This is a genomic window from Brevibacillus sp. BD137, from assembly GCF_041644655.1.
GTDB lineage: Bacteria > Bacillota > Bacilli > Brevibacillales > Brevibacillaceae > Brevibacillus > Brevibacillus brevis_D.
The window spans coordinates 144595-163725 of sequence record NZ_JAOTNO010000013.1 but is presented as its reverse complement, the minus strand read 5'-3'; the positions used below and the strand labels follow the sequence as shown (position 1 = coordinate 163725).

General features: G+C 48.1%; 23 protein-coding genes, 1 pseudogene and 1 riboswitch. Of the genes and pseudogenes, 13 read left to right on the top strand and 11 right to left on the bottom strand.

Going from position 1 to position 19131, the window contains the following annotated elements; translation table 11 throughout:
* Positions 1 to 38 precede the first annotated feature (38 nt).
* Positions 39 to 437 carry a hypothetical protein gene (locus ODZ53_RS23720; protein WP_372680501.1) on the bottom strand — a complete coding sequence of 133 codons (399 nt, stop codon included), beginning with the start codon at positions 435 to 437 and terminating at the stop codon, positions 39 to 41.
* 444 nt (positions 438 to 881) lie between these two features.
* A complete protein-coding gene (locus ODZ53_RS23715) occupies positions 882 to 1115 on the bottom strand; it encodes a hypothetical protein (protein WP_015892416.1) in 234 nt (77 codons plus the stop codon).
* 226 nt (positions 1116 to 1341) lie between these two features.
* Between ODZ53_RS23715 and ODZ53_RS23710 the strand changes: the two genes are divergently transcribed.
* Together ODZ53_RS23710 and ODZ53_RS23705 are read left to right on the top strand one after the other, a co-directional pair.
* Complete coding sequence (locus tag ODZ53_RS23710) at positions 1342 to 1434, top strand: YjcZ family sporulation protein (protein ID WP_017250455.1); 93 nt, start codon at positions 1342 to 1344, stop codon at positions 1432 to 1434.
* A gap of 173 nt (positions 1435 to 1607) precedes the next feature.
* The gene (locus tag ODZ53_RS23705; RefSeq protein WP_015892417.1) at positions 1608 to 2720 is read left to right on the top strand and encodes an aminopeptidase; all 1113 of its coding nucleotides are present in this window, start codon (positions 1608 to 1610) and stop codon (positions 2718 to 2720) included.
* A 53-nt stretch (positions 2721 to 2773) separates the two neighbouring features.
* Here ODZ53_RS23705 and ODZ53_RS23700 read toward each other — a convergent pair whose 3' ends face one another.
* The gene (locus ODZ53_RS23700; RefSeq protein ID WP_047071910.1) at positions 2774 to 3307 is read right to left on the bottom strand and encodes a PadR family transcriptional regulator; all 534 of its coding nucleotides are present in this window, start codon (positions 3305 to 3307) and stop codon (positions 2774 to 2776) included.
* 450 nt (positions 3308 to 3757) lie between these two features.
* Here ODZ53_RS23700 and ODZ53_RS23695 point away from each other — a divergent pair.
* Positions 3758 to 4009 (top strand): annotated as a pseudogene (locus ODZ53_RS23695) (S1C family serine protease); the annotation flags it as partial.
* Between the two features lie 16 nt (positions 4010 to 4025).
* On the opposite strand, the gene ODZ53_RS23690 reads toward ODZ53_RS23695, so the two are convergent.
* Positions 4026 to 5120 carry a YheC/YheD family endospore coat-associated protein gene (locus ODZ53_RS23690; protein WP_372680498.1) on the bottom strand — a complete coding sequence of 365 codons (1095 nt, stop codon included), beginning with the start codon at positions 5118 to 5120 and terminating at the stop codon, positions 4026 to 4028.
* 201 nt (positions 5121 to 5321) lie between these two features.
* On the opposite strand from ODZ53_RS23690, the gene ODZ53_RS23685 reads away from it, so the two are divergent.
* The 3 genes from ODZ53_RS23685 (at position 5322) to ODZ53_RS23675 (ending at position 7503) form a co-directional block, all read left to right on the top strand.
* Positions 5322 to 5642: a winged helix-turn-helix transcriptional regulator gene (locus ODZ53_RS23685; protein ID WP_016742092.1), complete on the top strand. Its 321-nt coding sequence runs from the start codon at positions 5322 to 5324 to the stop codon at positions 5640 to 5642.
* A 111-nt stretch (positions 5643 to 5753) separates the two neighbouring features.
* Positions 5754 to 7202 (top strand): recombinase family protein, encoded by a 1449-nt coding sequence (locus ODZ53_RS23680; protein ID WP_372680496.1) that lies wholly within the window; start codon positions 5754 to 5756, stop codon positions 7200 to 7202.
* 22 nt (positions 7203 to 7224) lie between these two features.
* Positions 7225 to 7503: a S1C family serine protease gene (locus ODZ53_RS23675; RefSeq protein WP_015892423.1), complete on the top strand. Its 279-nt coding sequence runs from the start codon at positions 7225 to 7227 to the stop codon at positions 7501 to 7503.
* A 29-nt stretch (positions 7504 to 7532) separates the two neighbouring features.
* Here ODZ53_RS23675 and ODZ53_RS23670 read toward each other — a convergent pair whose 3' ends face one another.
* Both ODZ53_RS23670 and ODZ53_RS23665 read right to left on the bottom strand, forming a co-directional pair.
* On the bottom strand, positions 7533 to 7679 hold the full coding sequence (locus ODZ53_RS23670) for a hypothetical protein (RefSeq protein WP_015892424.1): 147 nt from the start codon (positions 7677 to 7679) through the stop codon (positions 7533 to 7535).
* Between the two features lie 63 nt (positions 7680 to 7742).
* Positions 7743 to 8024 (bottom strand): DUF2325 domain-containing protein, encoded by a 282-nt coding sequence (locus tag ODZ53_RS23665; RefSeq protein WP_016742090.1) that lies wholly within the window; start codon positions 8022 to 8024, stop codon positions 7743 to 7745.
* A gap of 330 nt (positions 8025 to 8354) precedes the next feature.
* On the opposite strand from ODZ53_RS23665, the gene ODZ53_RS23660 reads away from it, so the two are divergent.
* The 3 genes from ODZ53_RS23660 to ODZ53_RS23650 all read left to right on the top strand — a co-directional run bounded on the left by ODZ53_RS23660 (position 8355) and on the right by ODZ53_RS23650 (position 10802).
* The gene (locus ODZ53_RS23660; protein WP_372680493.1) at positions 8355 to 8954 is read left to right on the top strand and encodes an IMEF encapsulin system ferritin-like cargo protein; all 600 of its coding nucleotides are present in this window, start codon (positions 8355 to 8357) and stop codon (positions 8952 to 8954) included.
* 37 nt (positions 8955 to 8991) lie between these two features.
* Entirely contained in the window at positions 8992 to 9840 is an 849-nt protein-coding gene (locus tag ODZ53_RS23655; RefSeq protein WP_007721249.1) for a family 1 encapsulin nanocompartment shell protein, read from the top strand.
* 143 nt (positions 9841 to 9983) lie between these two features.
* Positions 9984 to 10802 carry an alpha/beta fold hydrolase gene (locus ODZ53_RS23650; protein ID WP_372680491.1) on the top strand — a complete coding sequence of 273 codons (819 nt, stop codon included), beginning with the start codon at positions 9984 to 9986 and terminating at the stop codon, positions 10800 to 10802.
* Between the two features lie 54 nt (positions 10803 to 10856).
* Here the strand turns inward: ODZ53_RS23650 and ODZ53_RS23645 are convergent, their stop codons facing one another.
* From ODZ53_RS23645 to moaC, 5 genes are all read right to left on the bottom strand, one after another.
* Positions 10857 to 12065 carry an aminotransferase-like domain-containing protein gene (locus ODZ53_RS23645; RefSeq protein WP_015892428.1) on the bottom strand — a complete coding sequence of 403 codons (1209 nt, stop codon included), beginning with the start codon at positions 12063 to 12065 and terminating at the stop codon, positions 10857 to 10859.
* A 196-nt stretch (positions 12066 to 12261) separates the two neighbouring features.
* A complete protein-coding gene (locus ODZ53_RS23640; protein ID WP_016742085.1) occupies positions 12262 to 12732 on the bottom strand; it encodes a hypothetical protein in 471 nt (156 codons plus the stop codon).
* Between the two features lie 154 nt (positions 12733 to 12886).
* Positions 12887 to 14068 (bottom strand): pyridoxal phosphate-dependent aminotransferase, encoded by a 1182-nt coding sequence (locus tag ODZ53_RS23635; protein ID WP_372680517.1) that lies wholly within the window; start codon positions 14066 to 14068, stop codon positions 12887 to 12889.
* Between the two features lie 82 nt (positions 14069 to 14150).
* Positions 14151 to 14265, bottom strand: a riboswitch (SAM riboswitch).
* Positions 14266 to 14325: 60 nt separating this feature from the next.
* Positions 14326 to 15582 carry an MFS transporter gene (locus ODZ53_RS23630; protein WP_372680488.1) on the bottom strand — a complete coding sequence of 419 codons (1257 nt, stop codon included), beginning with the start codon at positions 15580 to 15582 and terminating at the stop codon, positions 14326 to 14328.
* Between the two features lie 3 nt (positions 15583 to 15585).
* Positions 15586 to 16068: a cyclic pyranopterin monophosphate synthase MoaC gene (gene moaC / locus ODZ53_RS23625; RefSeq protein WP_015892432.1), complete on the bottom strand. Its 483-nt coding sequence runs from the start codon at positions 16066 to 16068 to the stop codon at positions 15586 to 15588.
* Between the two features lie 172 nt (positions 16069 to 16240).
* On the opposite strand from moaC, the gene ODZ53_RS23620 reads away from it, so the two are divergent.
* The 4 genes from ODZ53_RS23620 to ODZ53_RS23605 all read left to right on the top strand — a co-directional run bounded on the left by ODZ53_RS23620 (position 16241) and on the right by ODZ53_RS23605 (position 19128).
* Entirely contained in the window at positions 16241 to 16780 is a 540-nt protein-coding gene (locus tag ODZ53_RS23620; RefSeq protein ID WP_372680486.1) for a methylated-DNA--[protein]-cysteine S-methyltransferase, read from the top strand.
* The gene (locus ODZ53_RS23615; RefSeq protein WP_372680484.1) at positions 16773 to 17486 is read left to right on the top strand and encodes a 2OG-Fe(II) oxygenase; all 714 of its coding nucleotides are present in this window, start codon (positions 16773 to 16775) and stop codon (positions 17484 to 17486) included. The genes ODZ53_RS23620 and ODZ53_RS23615 overlap by 8 nt, the downstream gene beginning before the upstream one ends.
* Before the next feature lie 12 nt (positions 17487 to 17498).
* Positions 17499 to 18317, top strand: coding sequence for an SPL family radical SAM protein (locus ODZ53_RS23610; RefSeq protein ID WP_372680482.1), 819 nt, complete (start codon positions 17499 to 17501; stop codon positions 18315 to 18317).
* Positions 18318 to 18420: 103 nt separating this feature from the next.
* Entirely contained in the window at positions 18421 to 19128 is a 708-nt protein-coding gene (locus ODZ53_RS23605; protein ID WP_016742078.1) for a molybdenum cofactor biosynthesis protein, read from the top strand.
* The last annotated feature ends 3 nt before the right edge of the window (positions 19129 to 19131 follow it).

Here is a 19131-nt window from a genome sequence, read left to right as displayed (position 1 = left end):
AAAAAAGAGATACCTATCTTCTAGGCATCTCTTAATCCTTACACCATGATTTTCGTTAGACGTTCGCGTAGCTCCAGCATCCATTTTTCATCGCCAAGGGACTGCGCCAACAAAAACAGATCCAATAGCTCGTTGACTTTTTCACCAAGTAGTTCTCTTACGGTCGAATTCACCTTCTCATTAGCAATCAATACCAATAAGTTGGATAACTCTGACATTTCTTCGAATTCGATTGCCTGACGCTGCGGATGTTGGCCCAGTTCCTCCATGAGTGACTTCAAATCATCCTTAATCACATCTACCACTTGGGAATGGTCACAGTCTTCGTCCACGCAGACTTGTACAGGTACATTCATGATTTTAACTCGTTTCCGGTACACGACGTTGCGCAGCTCGATCTCCATTTCGTTCCCACAGCGGGTGCATCTCTTTTGCACGGTGTTCACCCCTACCTATCTACTTATGTATGTCTCTCATACTATTCGAGGGTCCTCCTTTCAATCCTGCTAGAGAGCAGGTGGTACTTGGTGGATATAGAGCCAGATATAAACTAGAGTCAACATAGTGGAGGAGAAGAAAAAGCACAGTTCTCTTCGACTCTGACACGCTCGCAAGGGGGATTGACTGTCCGTCTCCACTTCAAAAAGGGGACCGTCGATCCAAAGCCACCCTACGGGCGGATGTTTCTCAGAGAAGAAGTGTTCGACAACCGGGTCCCCTTTTTGAAGTTCCGACTGGGTAGGCGTTGTCAAGGTCTACGAGCCCTGTGCTTTTTCTTCTCACCAGCTTTGTTGGCCCATCGGTAGCTTACTAAAACTTGAAAGAAAAAAGACGGTGCCAGCAAGCAGCATCGTCTTTCTTTTAAACATCAAACTTCAATCTCACGCGTAGATCGCGTTTACTTTTTCACAATGCGGACAAACAGCGACTTTCCCTGCTTTTCCGTCTTCGTCTTCTACACGGTAGCCAGTAATTTGCTCGGAAAAACAAAATAGACATTCTGTATTGAAGTCCATATCGTACTGCGCTTTCCACACAATGGATTTAAAGTCTTCTCCAACATTAATCGTAATTTGGACCAGATCATGCTGTAGGCTCGATAATGATCTTTGCATCACATAAACATCCTTTCATACTTGCAAAGTCTTTTGGTATCCTCTAGCTTTTCCTGCTTTTCAGAATAATAAACATCGAGAACGACAAGAGTATGAAAAATGAGAGATTACCTAAACAATTTTCTCAAAAATGGGCGGATGCCCGGTTCGGTCCTATGCGATCACCCATATGTTGTAGATGTAAGCACAAGAGGCTTAACACACATATGAGGAGGATGTTTATTCGATGAGCGGCATTTTTAATGGAGAATTCGACGGCTTCACTCTGGTTTTGATTCTTTTCATCCTGCTGGTTATTATCGGGTGCAGCTGCGACTAATCTTTCTTCCCCGAAGATATAGCCATATTCAGCAGGCCGTTGCATATACATGAAGTACCGAATCCTTCAAGTGCGTTTCCTCCGCAAGCTACCCTCGACAGTGGGTAGCTTTTTTCTGTTTGAGTTGTGTACAATGGACAAGAATGATATGGAAAGCGAGGGATCCCCTTCCTATGAAAGATCCACGAATTGAAAAACTAGCTGACGTCCTCGTCAATTATTCAGTGACTGTCAAGCCTGGTGAAAACGTTTTAATTTACTCTATTGGCAACGTTACCGATCTGACGAAAGCCGTTATTGCCAAGGTATACGAAGCTGGAGGAAATCCTTTTGTCCAATTGATTGACCAATCCGTTCAGCGTGAGCTCTTGATGGGTGCTAACGAAACACAATTGGGTATCATGCGTGAAGCAGATGTGGCTTTCATGAAACAAATGGATTGCTACATTGGCATCCGCGGCGGCGACAACATTAGTGAGCTCTCTGATGTGCCTGGAGACAAAATGCAGCTGCATTCCAAGCTGCTAGCGCGTCCTGTACTGGACATTCGCGTACCGCATACCAAATGGGTCGTGCTTCGCTATCCAAATGCATCCATGGCTCAGTTGGCTAATATGAGCACCGCTGCTTTCGAAGATTTCTATTTCAAAGTGTGCACGCTTGATTACGGCAAAATGGATAAAGCCATGGACAGCTTGGTCGAGCTGATGGAGAAAACCGACAAGGTACGTATCGTAGGGCCAGGCACTGATCTGACCTTCTCCATCAAAGATATTCCGGCAATCAAATGTGCTGGTGAAGCCAACATCCCTGACGGAGAAGTATTCACTGCCCCAGTCCGTGATTCCGTCAACGGTACGATCGCGTACAACACGCCATCTCCTTACCAAGGCTTTACATACGACAATATCAAGCTGACCTTCAAGGATGGCAAAATCGTCGAAGCAACTGCAAACGATACAGAGAAGATCAATGAAATCTTTGATACGGATGAAGGTGCTAGATTTGTAGGGGAGTTTGCGATTGGTGTGAATCCGTACATCCAAAACCCGATGAAAGACATCCTCTTCGACGAAAAAATCGACGGAAGCTTCCACTTCACGCCAGGACAAGCCTATGATGAAGCGTTTAACGGAAATAAATCCTCCATTCACTGGGACTTGGTTATGATTCAACGTCCTGAGTGGGGCGGTGGAGAAATTTGGTTTGACGATCGCCTGATCCGCAAAGACGGACGTTTCGTTGTACCAGAGCTCGAATGCCTCAATCCAGAAAATCTGAAATAAATAAATAAGCGAAGGGCTCATTGTTCACAAGACATGAGCCCTTCGCTTTATTGCTAAACGGAATAAGCTGGTTGTTTCAACAAGGAAGTCATTTTTTGTTCCATAAAGGAAATCGTTGACTCCAGATGATGAATGGTATACTCCCAGCAAAAGCGTTGATATTCGTCAAAATTTACTTCCAGCTTTTTATAAGAGGCCTTACTTTGTTGGAGCAATTGACGTTGCGTATCTAAGCAGCCCTCTAGCAAATCCTTTTGTTCGTCGATCGTGCGGCTCTTGCCGAAGAAAATCTTAACCAGCATGTCTGAACGCAAGACTGGCGGCAAGATAGGCGTCTGGATTTCTTGACGGAACGATTGTTTCCCAGCTTCTGTAATTCGGTACAAAATCTTGTTCGGCTTGCCAGACTGAATGATTTCTTGCTTCGTCACGAAGCCTTCTTCCTCCAGTTTGCGCAATGCTGGATAAATAGCACCAAAGCTAGCGTCATAAAAGAATCCAATACTGTTTGTAAACGCTTGCTTAATATCGTAGCCACTCATTTCCCCATAACTCAAGAAACCCAGTATGATCGTTTTAACATCCATCTCTTCGCATCCTCCGTTACCGTTCTTTTTCTCTCTCTAGCGGCTAGGACTTAGCCTTTATGTTCGAAATATTCTTTAACTACATGTTATTATAAATGCATTTAAATAATTATACCAATGCTATTTCTTTATCATATCAATCAAAATTAATGATATAACCATACACTCGACTAGAAATTGGGCGTCCCTTCCCTCTCCCCTCCCCATAAGATGATACATACCTATCTGCTGTAGGGGGAGAGATCGGTGAAAAGTAAAAAATGGTCCCAATATACGCGGGTAAAGTACCCTGTGAGCAGCAGCAGTCTGCACCCATTCAATTTCTTCGTTCCCATTGTCGAGCGAGTTCAAGAGGGAGTAGTCTCCATCGTAACCGAGGATGCTCCCCATTCCAAAGACGTGGATTCGTTAATTCGCAGCCTCATTGATCATGAAGATAATTCTCCACCCATGGAACGAAGCTTTGGCTCCGGATTTCTTTTTCATCCGAAAGGGTATATCTTGACGAGCGAGCATGTCATCGGCAAATCCAAAAACATTTTCGTGAAGCTATATAACGGTAGAGTGTTTGAAGCCAAACGCATTATAGCTGATCGAGTCCGGGATTACGCCGTCATCAAAATTGATGCAGACTGCAAGCTATACCCGCTGCCACTTGGCAACTCCTCTCATACAAAAGTAGGAGAATGGGTCATTAGCGTCGGTTCTCCATCTGTATTCAAAGAGACAAAAAACGAGCCTGGTTCCGGGCCAAATACAGCGCAAATTGAACAGGACGGGCTATCGCCTTTTTGTATAGAGCCATGTCACCCATCTGACGAAAAACCTCTCTCCCCGGCTTGGGGTTCACTTCGATTAACCACGCGCGTCCGTCCACATCTACCCCAATATCCAGCCCGAATTCCATCATGCGGCCGAAATAGTCCTCTAGCGTGTTTGCTACCTCAAAAGCAAGTCGATAACATTCCTGTTTGATCAGTTCTCCACGCTCCTCGCCAAATCGCCTGGACATTAACCATTCAAAGGGAATCGCTTTGCCTCCTCCATGCAAATTGGAAGTAGCACTGCCCTTCTCCCCCATGCGTATTGCGCACCCTGTCACCGTCCACTCCCCACGCTCGTCCTTTTGGATCAATAACCGTACATCGACGACATGCTTGCGTAGCAGTCCCAGGTCCAAGCCTTGCTGCACCAGGAAATTGCCATCGCGAATGCGCTGCTCCTCTACCCACGTTTTGACCCATTTCTCCACGCCTTCCACCGTATCAATTCGAGCTACATGATGCTTATGCTTTTTGTCACGTCCAGAGAGACTATAATCCTTGCCGCTGCTCTTCACTCTGAGAATGCTTCTTCCCCCTGTGCCATTGCCTGGCTTGACATAGACGAGCCCATGGCGTGCGAGCATGTTTCGGACCTTGCCTTTTTCGTAAACATGCGTCTCCGGAATCCAGCGTTTTACGCGGTCATCAGAAGCGAGCAGATTCGTCACTCTCCATTTTTTACTGAACGGACTGTTTGCAAAGAAAAACAGATTGCTATTTCGCAGTCGGATATACTCCTTTACCCTGCGTCGGTACCGATCGATGACAACTTCTGGCCAAGGGAACGATTTACTCATCCAGCCCCCGTTCGGTTTGGGGATGAAGCCTTTGATCTTTCTGGCGGACACATTGACGTCCTGATGCGAAAACAGGTAGATTTCTGCGCCCAGCCTTTGCCCTGTTTGAACCAGCTTTCGCAAATAGGCTGGTTCCTCAAAGCGTAACCCCTCCCGCCAGGTTAAAATACCGATTACCCGTTTTGGAAGCATCGCAACACCCTCTTCGCTTCTTTTCTTTCGCGATTAGTGTATGTGTGGACTCCTAATAGGGAAACATTTGTCCATGAAAACGGGCTTAATCTCTCAGGCATTGATAAAGTGTCATTCCAGTTTTTCGTTACTTACTTTTTTCAAGCTAATCTGTTAGAATAAAGGGCAACAATAATGCTGCTAGATAGAGGTGACGCCGATATGAGTCAAGATTTTTCTGGCGAACACATGTGTCCAAAATATGAATGCGCAATGAACGTCCTTGGAAAACGCTGGACCGGCCTGATTATTCATGTGTTGCTACGCGGGACTGTACGATTCAAAGATATCCGGGAAATGGTTCCTCATATGAGCGATAAAATGCTCTCGGAAAGACTGAAGGAGCTGGAAGAGCTCGAGATTTTGGAGCGCAAAGTGTACCCAGAGATCCCAGTTCGCATTGAATACGAATTGACCGATAAAGGAAAAGATCTGCGTCCTGTCATTGATTCCATTCACGAATGGGGCCAAAAATGGATGTAGCATAACCCCACTTGTCCAAGACGGATAAGCGGGGTTTTTTATTGCGGTCAGGCATAAGCTCCTCCCTTTTGCTGTACACTCTAGCAACCCAAGGTGAAGGGAGGACGGGGAATGCGAACGGCCATCTACATACGTGTCAGTACAGAGGATCAGGCACGTGAAGGATTTTCGATCCCCGCTCAAAGGGAAAAGCTGCTCTCGTATGTTCACTCCCAAGGCTGGGAAGTCCAAGCAGTCTACGCAGATGAAGGCGTCAGTGCCAAAGATACGAAGCGCCCCGCACTCAGTCAGCTCCTGCAAGATATCCGAACGGGTGAAATCGATGTCGTCCTCGTCTATCGACTCGATCGGCTTACTCGCTCTGTCCTTGATCTGTATCAGCTCCTCCAGGAGTTCGATCGACATGCGGTACATTTTAAAAGCTGCACCGAGGTATACGATACGACTACGGCAATCGGACGACTGTTTATAACCTTAGTGGCTGCCCTCGCACAATGGGAGAGGGAAAACTTGGCAGAACGGGTCAAGCTGGGGATGAGCCAGATGGCAAGAGAACGAAAACGACCAGGAGGACCTGCACCATTTGGATACAATCTGGTGCAAGGAACACTGGTCGTGAATCAAAGGGAAGCAGCTGGCGTACGCAGCATGTTCGAGCGCTATGATCGAGGCGAATCTCCGCGCCAAATCGCCGAATGGGCAAATCATTCCGGATTACGCGGGAAAAATGGCGCTTCCTGGAGTGCCAGTGCCGTGCTTCGTCTGTTAAAAAATCCGGTCTATCATGGCGCGTTGCGTTGGAATTACACCGACGCCGATCAACAACGCAATGACCCCGAGGAATGGATAATCGAAGAGGCAACTCACCCGGCCATCATCGATCAATCCTTTTTCTCCCGGGTGCAGGAGCGGATGACTGCTCGCGGAACAAGCCACCCCCGCGTTCTCAGCTCCCGCTACCTCTTCTCCGGATTGCTATACTGCTCGCGTTGCGGGTCCTCGATGCGCGGGAAAACAACCACCATTACAGGAAAAGGGGAAAAACGCTACACGCACCGCTATTACTTATGTAAAAACAAGCTGGCTGGTACGTGTGATGCTCCAGCCATACGTGAGGATCGATTGGAAAAAGCCATTGTACACGAGCTGATGCAGCATTCACCAGAGTCAATCGCTGCGTTGCAGGAAGTTGTTCAGACCTTGTTTCAGTCGAATTCCTGCTCCGCGAAAGAAACCGGGCAAGAGCTGCAAATTCGGAAGCAGCGCTGGGAACAAGCTTATGAAGAGGGATTCCTTTCGTTGGCTGACCTACGAGAGAAAATCAATACATTGGAGCGGGTTGCGAAAGAACGAGAACGCACTTACTCTGTTTTTTCAAGTGTAGAGCGGTTTGATCCAGATGCTCTTTCCAATTGGAACCTTATTTGGGCGTATGCAAATGAAAAAGAACGGCGATTGCTCGTGTGCATGCTCATCCAACGTGTTGACGTGGAAGCAACAGACGCTGCCTCTGGTCAAAAAAATCGAGAGGTGTGCCTGCGTCTGTTGTCTTTCCACTAAAATTTCCTCTGATTTTGTTTGTATGCTTACAGGTGGTTCCCCACTTGGTTTGGAAAATTCTGTGACAGCGGGTATCATTAGTGCTAAAAACCGCCGCTTACAGGTTGCGAAGCGAATGTACGAAGAAATTTTTCAGACGGATGCTGCGATTAACCCAGGTAATAGCGGAGGTCCACTCATTAATTTGAATGGGGAAGTCGTTGGCCTCAATGCATTCATCATTCAATCCAGCCAATGCTTAGGCTTCGCTATCGGGATTGACGCCCTCAAAATGCAACTGGAGCAATATGTATTCAAGTGAGAAGCACACGCTTCAACAAAAAACCCCGTCTAAGAGGACGGGGAATGCTTCTCTAATGCAATAAGATATACATTTGGACCTTCTGTGTTGATTTGTTCTTCTGCCTGTTTTAATTGTTGCAGCTGAGCGGCCGTAAGCTGTGCGATAGGCAGTTCACCCAAACGATTCTGTTCCATGCGACATTCCTCCGTTGGTGTCAGACTCACGATCGTAGTCTGCCCGATCTGGAGAGTATGTATTTACGCAGTAAGATCAAAAGCTTTGGCAATCGCAGAACACGAACGCTTGCAGAAAACGATGGGCAGCTCGCGATCTTTGGCTTGGTTTTTCACTGTTTTGGCCAAGTTGTGATTGACGAAATCAGTCAACACCAAAATCATGTGGATACCAGCCGGAATTTTCACCCCGGTTTGCGAGCTTTTCCGTCCAGTTACGTGGTGAATATCCTTGAAGCCTTGCCCTTGCAGTAATTCGATAATATTGCCCAGGCGATCTCCGCCTATTACTAAAATTGATGACATAACTTGTTACCTCCTTAAATTTAGGTGAATGTAAGATTTATGTTTTCTTCTCTGAATACTAATTGATAATGAATATCACTCTTATTGATAAATATTATCATTCCCATTTGTCTTTGACAATACTCTCCATGATAACTTTTTTGTCAAAAAACAAAACTAAAGACTAAGCCTAAAGGCAAAGCCACGGCGCCCTAGCGTTCCCGCTCTCTTTTCCAAATTACACCGCATCATATCCTTCGCAGTCATAAGAAAATGTACATAGGTGTTGCCCGGGTGTTTTTTCCAACGGTATAATGAAAAAATAGATTGTGAATGAGGAGGTGGCGTAGGGTGCAAGAAATTACACAGCTGCACGCCATTTTTGATCGCACCAGAGGTTACATCAACAGCTTCATGGGCGTTATCCAGCCGATTATCGATGCGGCAACGGACGAGCACACTCGTCTTTATTACCATCACATTTTGGAAGAAGAAGAACAGCGCATGGGTCGCTTGCAGGAATTGGTTCCCTACCTGGAGAAGCTGTCAGCAGGAAAAAGCCTGGATCAGCTAAGTGATCGGGACCTCTCGCAAATGCTGTCCGATGTGAATCTGGAACGTTTTGGACTGCACAATTTCCGCGAGCATCTGGAGCTCTCTTTGTACGAATTCAAGGATAACGAAACACGTCAGCTCCTGGATGGCATGCGTGAAAAGACGCATACAGACTATTTGACAGTCAAAGAGATCATGGCGAACATGAGCCAACGATTCTCTGATGCGGCTCATCCTGATCTCACTGATCACGATGAGGGGCACGACATTCACCAGGTAGATCATTTGAAAGCCTCGGCTTCCGCTCCTCACGGTGTTGCTTCCGTGATCAAGCATTCCGCCCCTGCCGTTTCCGGTAAAAAAGGACTGACAGTTGGCAGCTTGAAAGGAATGTAAAGAATCGGAAATCCTGAAATGACATGGAGGTTACACTATGGACAAGCTTCGTAAATACCCAGACTCTCCCTTGACGACGGAAGAATGGAATCAACTGGACGCAACTGTTGTTGACATGGCTCGCCGTCAGCTAGTGGGACGTCGTTTTATCGATATTTATGGACCATTGGGTGAAGGTATCCAAACCATTACCAACGATGTATATGAGGAATCCCGTTTTGGTGGTCTCTCCCTGCGCGGAGAATCACTGGAAATGACACAGCCTAGCCGCCGTGTCAGCATGACGATTCCGATCCTGTACAAGGATTTCATGCTCTACTGGCGCGACGTTGCCCAAGCACGCACACTGGGCATGCCTTTGGACATGAGCGCGGCTGCCAACGCAGCTGCTGGTGGTGCACTGATGGAAGACGATTTGATCTTCAACGGTGCTGCGGAATTCGACCTTCCTGGTCTGATGAACGTAAAAGGACGCCTGACTCATCTAAAGAGCGATTGGATGGAATCTGGCAATGCATTTGCCGACATCGTGGAAGCACGCAACAAGCTGTTGAAAATGGGCCATAGCGGTCCGTATGCACTGGTTGTTTCTCCTGAGCTCTACTCTCTCTTGCATCGCGTGCACAAAGGCACCAACGTGCTTGAGATCGAGCACGTTCGCAATCTCGTTACAGATGGTGTCTTCCAATCCCCTACCATTAAAGGCCGTTCCGGCGTATTGGTAGCCACTGGCCGCCACAATCTCGATCTGGCGATTGCGGAAGACTTCGACTCCGCATTTCTTGGAGACGAACAAATGAACAGTCTGTTCCGTGTCTATGAGTGCGTTGTATTGCGTATCAAGCGTCCAAGCGCCATTTGCACCTTGGAAGAAACAGAAGAATAGGAAGCTCTTTGACACACCCAGTGACGATTCTCGTTGTGGGTGTGTTTTTTTATCCTTGAAATATGTAGCAGATTGCTTATAATAAGAACGTACGTTCCAAATTTTCCAAACAGTCTGACACAAATGTCGTTGGGGGGCTTTTTATGAGATGCGAGGTCAATGGCGTCAACCTTTATTATGAGGAGATCGGAAGCGGTTTTCCTGTCGTGATGATTCACGGCTTTTCACTTGATCACCGCTGCATGACTGGTTGTCTGGAACCGATTTTTGAGAATCGTCCGGGGTACCGACGGCTTTACATAGACCTGCCAGGAATGGGACAAACGGAAAACTACGAACATATCCACACCACGGACGATATTCTCGAGGTTGTGCTCGCGTTCATCGATCAACTCATTCCAGGTGAGCCCTTTTTCATTGCAGGTGAATCATACGGCGGATATCTTACACGAGCAGTTATCGAGAAGCGTCGGGAACAAGTAAAGGGTGCCCTTTTCATCTGCCCAAATATCATTCCTGACAAAGAAAAACGCACATTGCCGGATAAACCGGTCCTAGTAGGGGAGCCTTCCCTCTGGGAGCAGTTGAGTGAGACGGAACGTGCGGAGTTTGAGTCGATGGCGGTAGTCGCTACCGATTATACGTGGAATCGCTATAAAAAAGAGATTATCGACGGCTACATGCTTTCTGACCCTGCTTTTCTCATGAAAATTAGACAAGCGTATGGCGTCTCCTTCCCATTAGATACGGCCCCCTTCCCCCATCCGAGTCTATTTGTTGTGGGGAAACAAGACCAGTCTGTCGGTTATCGCGATATTTGGGATATCATCGAAGCCTATCCCCGCTCTTCTTTTGCCGCTCTCGATTGTGCAGGTCACAATTTGCAGATCGAGCAGCCGCTTCTTTTTACAGAGCTTGTAAATGAATGGCTGGATCGGGCACAAAGAGAGCAAGCCCTGTAAACATGCATAAAAAAGACAACCAGGCCCTTGAGAATGGTTGTCTTTTTGCTTCTATTAAACATTTGTCACCAGTGATTCGCTGTAGGCGTGAAATGCCTTGCCCAGTCGTGAAATCGCAAGCTCCGTGTCTTCCCGATTCAAGAGCGTATAGTTCAAGCGCATCGTATTGAGATGCGGCTCGGCTGCATAAAACGGCTTCCCTGGCACGAATGCCACGCCTTCCTTTACGGATTGGGCCAGCAGCTTCTCTGCATCGAAGTGTTCAGGCAGATTCACCCAGAGGAACATCCCGCCTCTTGGTTTTTCCCACTGTACGCCCTCCCAGTTTTGCGCAACCAAGAGCTCATGCATCCATTCCATGCGCGCCTTGTAGGACTCGCGGATTTTCTCAATATGACGCTCCAGATCAAAGCGGGACAGCAGTTCATACAGAGCGTACTGGTCGATTGTGCTCGACTGCAAATCAACTGCTTGCTTCGCCTTCACCATCATTTGAATCACGCGTGTATCTCCGATGGCCCATCCGGTACGCAAGCCTGGTGCGACAATTTTGGAAAAGGTACTGGTGTACACCACACAGCAATCGGTCGGATGCTCATCCAGTGAGAAAATGGAACGGTACGGAGCTTCCCCATCAAATTGGATCTCTCCATATGGATCGTCTTCCAGGATGAGAATGTTTTGCGCCTTGCATTGACGAAGCAAGCCAAGACGGCGCTCAAGGCTCCATACCTTTCCTGTCGGATTGGCAAAGGTAGGAATGACGTATACCATTTTCGGGCGATATTGGGCAATTTTTTTCGCCAGATCGTCCAAATCCATCCCATTGGCATCACCGTCTACCGGAATCGCTTTGATTCCCCGGAATTGGAACAATTGAACCGCTGCCAAATAAGTAGGGTTTTCGACGAGAACGACATCGCCTTCGTCTAAATATACACGGCACAACAAGTCAACTGCTTGCTGAGAGCCCGTAGTGATGATCATATTATCTGCACCGACGTTCATATGCTTTTGCTTCATGCGGGATGCAATCCACTCACGAAGCGGCAGGTATCCATCAGTCAATCCGTACTGAAGAGCTTTTGCTCCTTTTTCAAATGCGCGGTTAAACGCTTCGCGCATCTCTGCGATTGGAAAAGAATCCTCTGCTGGCAGTCCACCTGCGAGCGAGAGCACTTGATTGCCTTGGGTCAGCTTCAAGATTTCCCGGACAGCCGAGGAGGATAGTGCTTCGACAGATTTTGAAAATGAGTACTCCATGTTCCGTTCCCCCTTGATTTTGCTTATCCTTGTTTTATCACTGTCAACAGCGTAAGTCCAATCTTTGCTAGCTATGAGCAGATAGGTTTTGACTATGTCGAGCGGTTGTTCAACCAATAGTCTTCACACACTGCATGCAAAAAACCCCTCTTCGTATGAAACGAAAAGGGGTTCATATGTATCGGCTTTATTTTCGCTAAGCAATACGGAACACACGTGGTTTCTCTGTTTGTGGAAGGAAAGAGAGGTCGACATGATTGGACGCTTCTTCCATACCGATATCGCTTGCCAATAGCAATGCCTCTTCCTGGAAGGTCGGCGTACAGCTACCTTCATTCAGCTCACAGAGTCGCTTCAATCGCTTCAGTCTCTCTGCTGACTTCTCTACTCTCATGCATTCGTTCGTCAGCTCACATACGTTGACGTGACGAGCATCAGCGATCATGCTGATATCATTCACATGGACAATCAGCCGTTTGCCTTCTTCCGTAACAAATCCGATCGAGCAAAAATGCGCACCTGACATTTCCAAACGAGTGAGAACAGCATTGGCGTAAACTTCTCCCGTCCGCAAGCGAATCTGGCCTGCTTCAATGGCTCCGCCGATTTTTCGCTCGTTGGCGATCACCGTATACATATCCGTGTAACCGTTAATCTGATAGCGCATGGTACCCTCCCGCTCTCGCTGAGACTAATTATCATTAACAACAATGACATCGTATAATGAAAATCATTATCTGTCAATAATGAGAATGATTTTTATTCTAGAAGAAAAAAGCCACACTCCATTTGTATGGTAGTGTGGCCAATTTGCCTCGCTTTTATTTTGTTTTCGTAAATAACCCTAACCGCTCAATCCGCTGAACCGCTTCCGCGAGACGCTCTTCATTGGATAACAAAGCCGCTCTCACATAGCCCTCACCTGTCGGGCCAAAGCCATTTCCTGGCGCTACGACGACATGCGCTTTTTCCAAAAGCAGGTCAGAGAACTCCTCAGATGTGAAGCCACTTGGAACAGGAAGCCAAGCAAAAAACGAACCTTGAGATGGCGGAGCCTGCCAGCCAATCCGATGCAGATTGGAGTACAAGGCATTGCGGCGGCTTTCGTAGACAGCGACGAGATCGCGGACGCACTGCTGCGAATCCGTCATCGCTTTGGCTGCCGCCATCTGTACTGCACCGAACAGACTGACGAAGTAATGGTCCTGAATGAGGTTAATCAGACGAACTAGCTCGCGATTACCTACCATGGCACCTACTCGCCAGCCTGCCATGTTGTACGTTTTGGACAAGGTATAAAATTCTACACCCACTTCTTTTGCACCCGGAACCTGCATGAAGCTTACCGGCTTTTTCCCGTCATAGCTGATCGCCCCGTAGGCGAAGTCGTGGCAGACGACGATTTCATGTTTTCGGGCAAAACGAATGGTTTCCTCATAGAACTCGAGTGGTGCGTTGACTGCTGTCGGATTGTTCGGATAGTTGAGAAACATCAGTTTCGCTCGATCCAAATCAGCTTGGGACAGCTGGCTGTAGTCTGGCAAGAAGTCATTTTCCGCCTTCAACGGCATCATGACCATCCGTCCGCCTACGACTGCAACCCCCGACCAATAATCCGGATAGCCTGGGTCTGGAACCAGTGCAACATCGCCTGCATTCATGAGTACTTGGCAAATCTCTACGAGTCCGGTTTTACTGCCGAACAAAATCGCTACTTCTTCCTCCGGATCGAGGTCCACATCAAATTCTTGCTTATACCAATGAGCTACTGCCTGCTTCAGTTCCACGCGTCCCTGAAAAGGCGGATATTTGTGATGGAGTGGTTGTGCCGCTTGCGCCTGTAATTCTTCAATAATATGCGGCGGTGTCGGCAAATCGGGATTGCCCTGCCCCAGGTTAATGACGTCATGGCCTTGCGCAATGACCTTGTTTACTTTTGCCACCAGGGTCGCAAAAAACTGGGTAGGGAGTCGATCAATCATATCGGCGGGTTGAATGCGCATCTTTCTTCCATTCCTTTCTTGGGCCAATACAGTAAAACCCCCTTTTTCCATACAGAAAAAGGGGGAGATCAGCTTGGTCACGTCCTTATCTGTCAGGAAAAAATCCTGCTGGAATTGGCACAGCATCTGTCCATCACATGGCACAGATCCGCTGCCGGGCTTCATAGGGCCAGTCCCTCCACCTCTCTGAATAAGTCAAACACACGGAATATACTGTTTTTTCGTCTATACCATACTACTTGAGCACGTAAACCGTGTCAAGATGCTTGATTCTGTACCGGCACGTGATGCCTTCTTTTGTGAAAAGAGGTGTGGAAGGCAAAGAATGCCACAGACAACAGACACAAGCCTGCCATCACGAACAATAGTCCCTGCGCGTGAATCGATTGGAAAATGAAGGCCCCGAGCAGTGGTCCGAGCATCCGCCCAGCTGATCCAGTCCCTGCAATCAGCCCTTGAATGAAGCCTTCTCGTCCCGCTGGCGTAAACTGTGCAGCAACTGCCGGCACCGCTGGCCACACCAGCATTTCGCCCAGCGTCATGATGAACATACCCGCTACAAAGCCTGCATAAGCCGTTGATTGCGACAAAATCAACATCGACAAGGCAAAAATATAGGCGCCCAAGAGCATTTGGGCTTTTAGCGTTCGGGCAAAACGTCGAATGACCCACGCAATCAATGGCTGACCAAACAAGATCAAGCCGCCGTTCAGCGTCCACAACAGACTGTATTGACGGAGGGAAATGCCCAAGGATTGCATATAGGTTGACAGCACCGTTGTCCATTGTACATAGACAATCCAGCTAATTAATAGCCCCCCGCATAATAGCAGTAATGCTCCCCATACCACCTTTGGCTCTTGCTGTGGTTGTCGCAGCACATCATCAGTTGCTTGCTCAGGCATGCTTTGTCCAGTCGTCGAGTTTTGGCATTGTTGTTCCACCATTTTTAACTGACGCGGCAAAATGAGCATGAACATGGCGAGGACGATCACTTGTGAAATAGCATTACCGAAAAACGTCCAGGCAAATGACACACTTGCCAAGAAGCCGCCCAACGCAGAACCGGCAGCTACCCCCACATTGAGGGTGACATAGATCAAATTGATTCCTTTACGTCCTCCGTCCGGCCACAAAACTACGGCCAATGCATTCATCACAGGAGAAAGTAATCCATAAAACAGTCCATTCAACAGAAGCAACACAACATAAATCGTAAAATCCTCCGTAACACCTAATCCGAGCGAAATTAGGATAACGCCGATGGAACCGACAATGATGGTGCGCATTTTGCCCCAGCGGTCAAACAGCATCCCGCCGACTATACTCCCGATCAAGAATGCGCCTTGGTTTAAAAGCAACAAGAAGCCGGCTACAGTCAGCGGCTTTCCGAGATGGTTGTGAATATAGATCGTGACCAGCGGCCAAATACATGCCATTCCGGTAGAAAAAATGACGGCAGCAATCGCCAATAAACGAATGCTGCTCGGATAAGATTCCCACTTTTGCCTCATGGCTTACTTCTCTCCCCGATGGAAATCGCCGCTTTTTCCGCCTGTTTTGGATTGCAGACTGGTCGGACCGATTATCATTTCTTTATCCATGGCTTTGCACATGTCATACACCGTCAAAGCCGCTACGCTTACAGCGGTCAATGCCTCCATCTCGACGCCTGTTTTCCCTGTCGTCTTCACGGTTCCTGTAATCGCAAGCGTCGTTTCGTCCTCAAAAGCAAATTGTATGTCGATGCCAGTCAATGGCAGCGGATGACACATCGGGATGATTTCCCACGTTTTTTTGGCAGCCATGACACCTGCTACCTGCGCTACGGCGAGTACATCGCCCTTTTCGATTCGACCTTCGCGGATTCGAGCGAGGGTTTCGGGTTTCATGCTGATTTGGCTCTCGGCTACAGCCACCCGTTTTGTGACGTCCTTCTCGGACACGTCTACCATCCGAGCTCGATTTTGTTCATTAAAATGTGTTAATTGATCAGTCATACGAGTATCGTTCCTCCTCTATCTTCTCCTACCTTACTCCCGCCGCTGGATAAAAGCAATGGGAATGTAGATGGCGTAGTTTCGTTATCTTGCTCATCCACTCCTAAAAACGTACGAAGAAGAAGTGAGGGAGGTATACTGTGCGTACACAGCTTAAAGGAGGCGTATGGAAATGGAAACGAAGAAGGATCAGACGGTACGTTGGTCAATACTGAGACATGGGGATTGGAGCATTTATTTGGCTGCAACGGCTGCCGGGCTTTGTTATGTCGGCTCAGTCAACCAGCCTTTTGCTGAATTGAAAGCGTGGGTTGAAAAGCATCGCCCACACAGTGCACTGGTGCAAGACGATCCGTGGCTAAAGCCTTTTGCAACAGAACTAATGGAGTTTTTGCAGGGGACGCGCGAGCATTTTTCCATGGATTGCGACCTGTCTGGAACGCCTTTTCAGCTCGCTGTCTGGGAGGCACTGCGCCAAATCCCATACGGTCAAACGGCATCGTACACCGACATTGCGAACATCATTGAAAAACCCGCTGCTGTTCGTGCCGTCGGTGCCGCAATCGGTGCCAATCCGGTTATCATTACGGTCCCCTGCCACCGTGTCGTCGGTAAAAATGGTTCACTGACTGGCTATCGCGGAGGACTGCCCATGAAGACAACTCTGCTCGATCTGGAGAAAAAATCAAATCGGGGTGTGAAGCATGGCTAAATCAGTGACAGAAAGGATTGCTGCACTTGACTGGCAATCCATGCAACAGGATCTGGATGAACAAGGGTATGCTGCTTTTCCTTCCTTAATAAGCGCGGATGCGTGCGAAGAATTAATCGCTACGTACAGACAGGATGAGCTTTTTCGCAATACGATCCAAATGGCGCGGTACCGTTTCGGTGAAGGAGAATATCGCTATTATCAGGCTCCCCTTCCCCCGCTTTTGCAGGAGCTTCGCGAAGGCTTTTATCCGATGCTTGCGCAGACTGCAAATCGGTGGCTGGAAATGCTTGGTCGCGAAGCTATTTATCCTGCTACCCTACCTGAATTTTTGACCCACTGTCACGATCAGGGTCAGCTGCGCTCTACTCCATTAATTTTAAAATACGAGACAGGTGGCTATAATTGCTTGCATCAAGATATGTACGGCGAGGTGTTCTTCCCGTTTCAAGTGGTTTTTGCCTTGAATCAGAAGGAGAAGGACTACAGGGGCGGAGAATTTCTACTGATGGAGCAACGGCCGCGCGCGCAGAGCCGGGGACATATGATAACCTTGGACCAAGGCGCTGGTCTGATTTTCCCGACATCCTACCGTCCTGTGCAAGGAACGCGAGGCTATTATAAAAATACGCTACGCCACGGTGTCAGCACGATTACCTCAGGAAAGCGCTACAGCCTCGGAATTATTTTTCATGATGCAAAGTGAGGAACGCCCCATATGAAAAGCATCCTTTCCTATAAAGTGCCGAAAACCCTCCTTAATAAAGGAAGCGGATTTCTTGCGGAGTACACCCATTCGCTCAATCCGTATACAGGCTGTTCTTTCGCCTGCTCCTATTGCTATGTTCGGCAAATGCCTGTCTCTTTGTTTCGCAACGAGCAATGGGGCACGTGGGTAGATATCAAACAGCAAGCTGCTGATTTATTGCGCAAGGAGCTTTTGCGGGCTAAGAAAAAAGGAAAGGTGACTATCTTCATGTCTTCGAGTACAGACCCATACCAGCCCATCGAACAAACGGAAAAGGTAACGAGGTCTTTACTCGAAGTCATGGTAGAGAATCCACCCGATTTTTTGCTGGTGCAGACGAGGAGTCCCTTGGTTTGGCGGGATGCCGATTTGTTGCTCCTGCTGGGTGATCGCGTCCGCGTCAGCATGACCGTCGAGACCGATTTGGAGGAGATTCGTAGGCACTTTAGCCCACAAGCCCCCCCTATTCAAGCGCGGCTCAAAACACTCCAGCGTTTGGCGGAAGCAGGCATCCCTACACAAGCAACGATTGCCCCTGTTTTACCGAGCAGTGAGTCATTCCCGGAGATTTTGCGTCCCCTAGTCACCCGTGTCTGTGTCGACGACTTTTATATGGGAGATGGCAGCGGCGGTAAACGAACGAAAAGAAACGGCATTCCCGCTCTCTATGAACAGCTTGGACTGGAGCAATGGTACGATCCTTCCGCCTATCGGATCGTCTATGATCGACTATTACGTGTTTTTCCCCCGGATCAGATTTATTTGAGTCAGGAAGGCTTCGCCCCTTAGCATCAACCCTTGATTGTAACACCCCATTCATTGGCAACTTTGATCGGTTTATGATATCGTCTAGCCTAGAGAGTAGTATCATCCAGGGAAATGAGGAATTGTCTTGACCATTACGATCTTGTTATTTGCCGGACTCGCCGAACGTGCGAATGCCCGGGAAGTACAGTTGACCTTATCTGAAGGTGCTACCGTTAGCGATCTTCTGCAAGCAGTGGAAAAAGAATATCCTGCGCTCTCTGCGCTTTTGGGCAGTTGCTTTGTCTCCATCAACCATGAATATGCAGCGAAAAATCAGGTCATTTCAGCCGACGACGAGATTGCCCTCTTACCTCCAGTAAGCGGCGGAGAAGAAGACCCGCGCTTTGCCATTACCGAGGAGCCTATTTCTGCGGACAAGCTCGTTCGTCTGGTGAGCAACCCGCACGCAGGCGCGATCCTTACTTTTGTCGGAACTGTTCGGGAATTTACCCATGGTCAGCGCACCGTGTATTTGTCCTATGAAGCATATGCGCCTATGGCGGTTGAAAAAATGAAGCAGGTCGCAGCAGAGATCGAGGAACGCTGGCCGGGAGCACAAGTCGCGATGCACCATCGTATCGGTCATTTGACTGTGGAAGAGATTGCAGTTGTTTGTGCCGTTGCAACAGCGCATCGCAATGAATCGTTTGAAGCAGGCCGTTATGCCATCGAACGACTCAAGCAGATCGTTCCGATTTGGAAAAAAGAAATGTGGGAAGATGGAAGCGAGTGGAAGGGACATCAACAAGGACCGTGGAATCCGCTTGCGATGCCAGAAGGAAAGGTGGAGTAACGC

What these genes read in the sequence shown, in the direction of transcription:
- ODZ53_RS23715 (WP_015892416.1), bottom strand. Translation starts at nt 1,115, where the DNA reads ATGCAAAGATCATTATCGAGCCTACAGCATGATCTGGTCCAAATTACG.
- ODZ53_RS23710 (WP_017250455.1), top strand. Translation starts at nt 1,342, where the DNA reads ATGAGCGGCATTTTTAATGGAGAATTCGACGGCTTCACTCTGGTTTTG.
- ODZ53_RS23705 (WP_015892417.1), top strand. Translation starts at nt 1,608, where the DNA reads ATGAAAGATCCACGAATTGAAAAACTAGCTGACGTCCTCGTCAATTAT.
- ODZ53_RS23700 (WP_047071910.1), bottom strand. Translation starts at nt 3,307, where the DNA reads ATGGATGTTAAAACGATCATACTGGGTTTCTTGAGTTATGGGGAAATG.
- ODZ53_RS23690 (WP_372680498.1), bottom strand. Translation starts at nt 5,120, where the DNA reads ATGCTTCCAAAACGGGTAATCGGTATTTTAACCTGGCGGGAGGGGTTA.
- ODZ53_RS23685 (WP_016742092.1), top strand. Translation starts at nt 5,322, where the DNA reads ATGAGTCAAGATTTTTCTGGCGAACACATGTGTCCAAAATATGAATGC.
- ODZ53_RS23680 (WP_372680496.1), top strand. Translation starts at nt 5,754, where the DNA reads ATGCGAACGGCCATCTACATACGTGTCAGTACAGAGGATCAGGCACGT.
- ODZ53_RS23675 (WP_015892423.1), top strand. Translation starts at nt 7,225, where the DNA reads ATGCTTACAGGTGGTTCCCCACTTGGTTTGGAAAATTCTGTGACAGCG.
- ODZ53_RS23670 (WP_015892424.1), bottom strand. Translation starts at nt 7,679, where the DNA reads ATGGAACAGAATCGTTTGGGTGAACTGCCTATCGCACAGCTTACGGCC.
- ODZ53_RS23665 (WP_016742090.1), bottom strand. Translation starts at nt 8,024, where the DNA reads ATGTCATCAATTTTAGTAATAGGCGGAGATCGCCTGGGCAATATTATC.
- ODZ53_RS23655 (WP_007721249.1), top strand. Translation starts at nt 8,992, where the DNA reads ATGGACAAGCTTCGTAAATACCCAGACTCTCCCTTGACGACGGAAGAA.
- ODZ53_RS23650 (WP_372680491.1), top strand. Translation starts at nt 9,984, where the DNA reads ATGAGATGCGAGGTCAATGGCGTCAACCTTTATTATGAGGAGATCGGA.
- ODZ53_RS23645 (WP_015892428.1), bottom strand. Translation starts at nt 12,065, where the DNA reads ATGGAGTACTCATTTTCAAAATCTGTCGAAGCACTATCCTCCTCGGCT.
- ODZ53_RS23640 (WP_016742085.1), bottom strand. Translation starts at nt 12,732, where the DNA reads ATGCGCTATCAGATTAACGGTTACACGGATATGTATACGGTGATCGCC.
- ODZ53_RS23635 (WP_372680517.1), bottom strand. Translation starts at nt 14,068, where the DNA reads ATGCGCATTCAACCCGCCGATATGATTGATCGACTCCCTACCCAGTTT.
- ODZ53_RS23630 (WP_372680488.1), bottom strand. Translation starts at nt 15,582, where the DNA reads ATGAGGCAAAAGTGGGAATCTTATCCGAGCAGCATTCGTTTATTGGCG.
- moaC (WP_015892432.1), bottom strand. Translation starts at nt 16,068, where the DNA reads ATGACTGATCAATTAACACATTTTAATGAACAAAATCGAGCTCGGATG.
- ODZ53_RS23620 (WP_372680486.1), top strand. Translation starts at nt 16,241, where the DNA reads ATGGAAACGAAGAAGGATCAGACGGTACGTTGGTCAATACTGAGACAT.
- ODZ53_RS23615 (WP_372680484.1), top strand. Translation starts at nt 16,773, where the DNA reads ATGGCTAAATCAGTGACAGAAAGGATTGCTGCACTTGACTGGCAATCC.
- ODZ53_RS23610 (WP_372680482.1), top strand. Translation starts at nt 17,499, where the DNA reads ATGAAAAGCATCCTTTCCTATAAAGTGCCGAAAACCCTCCTTAATAAA.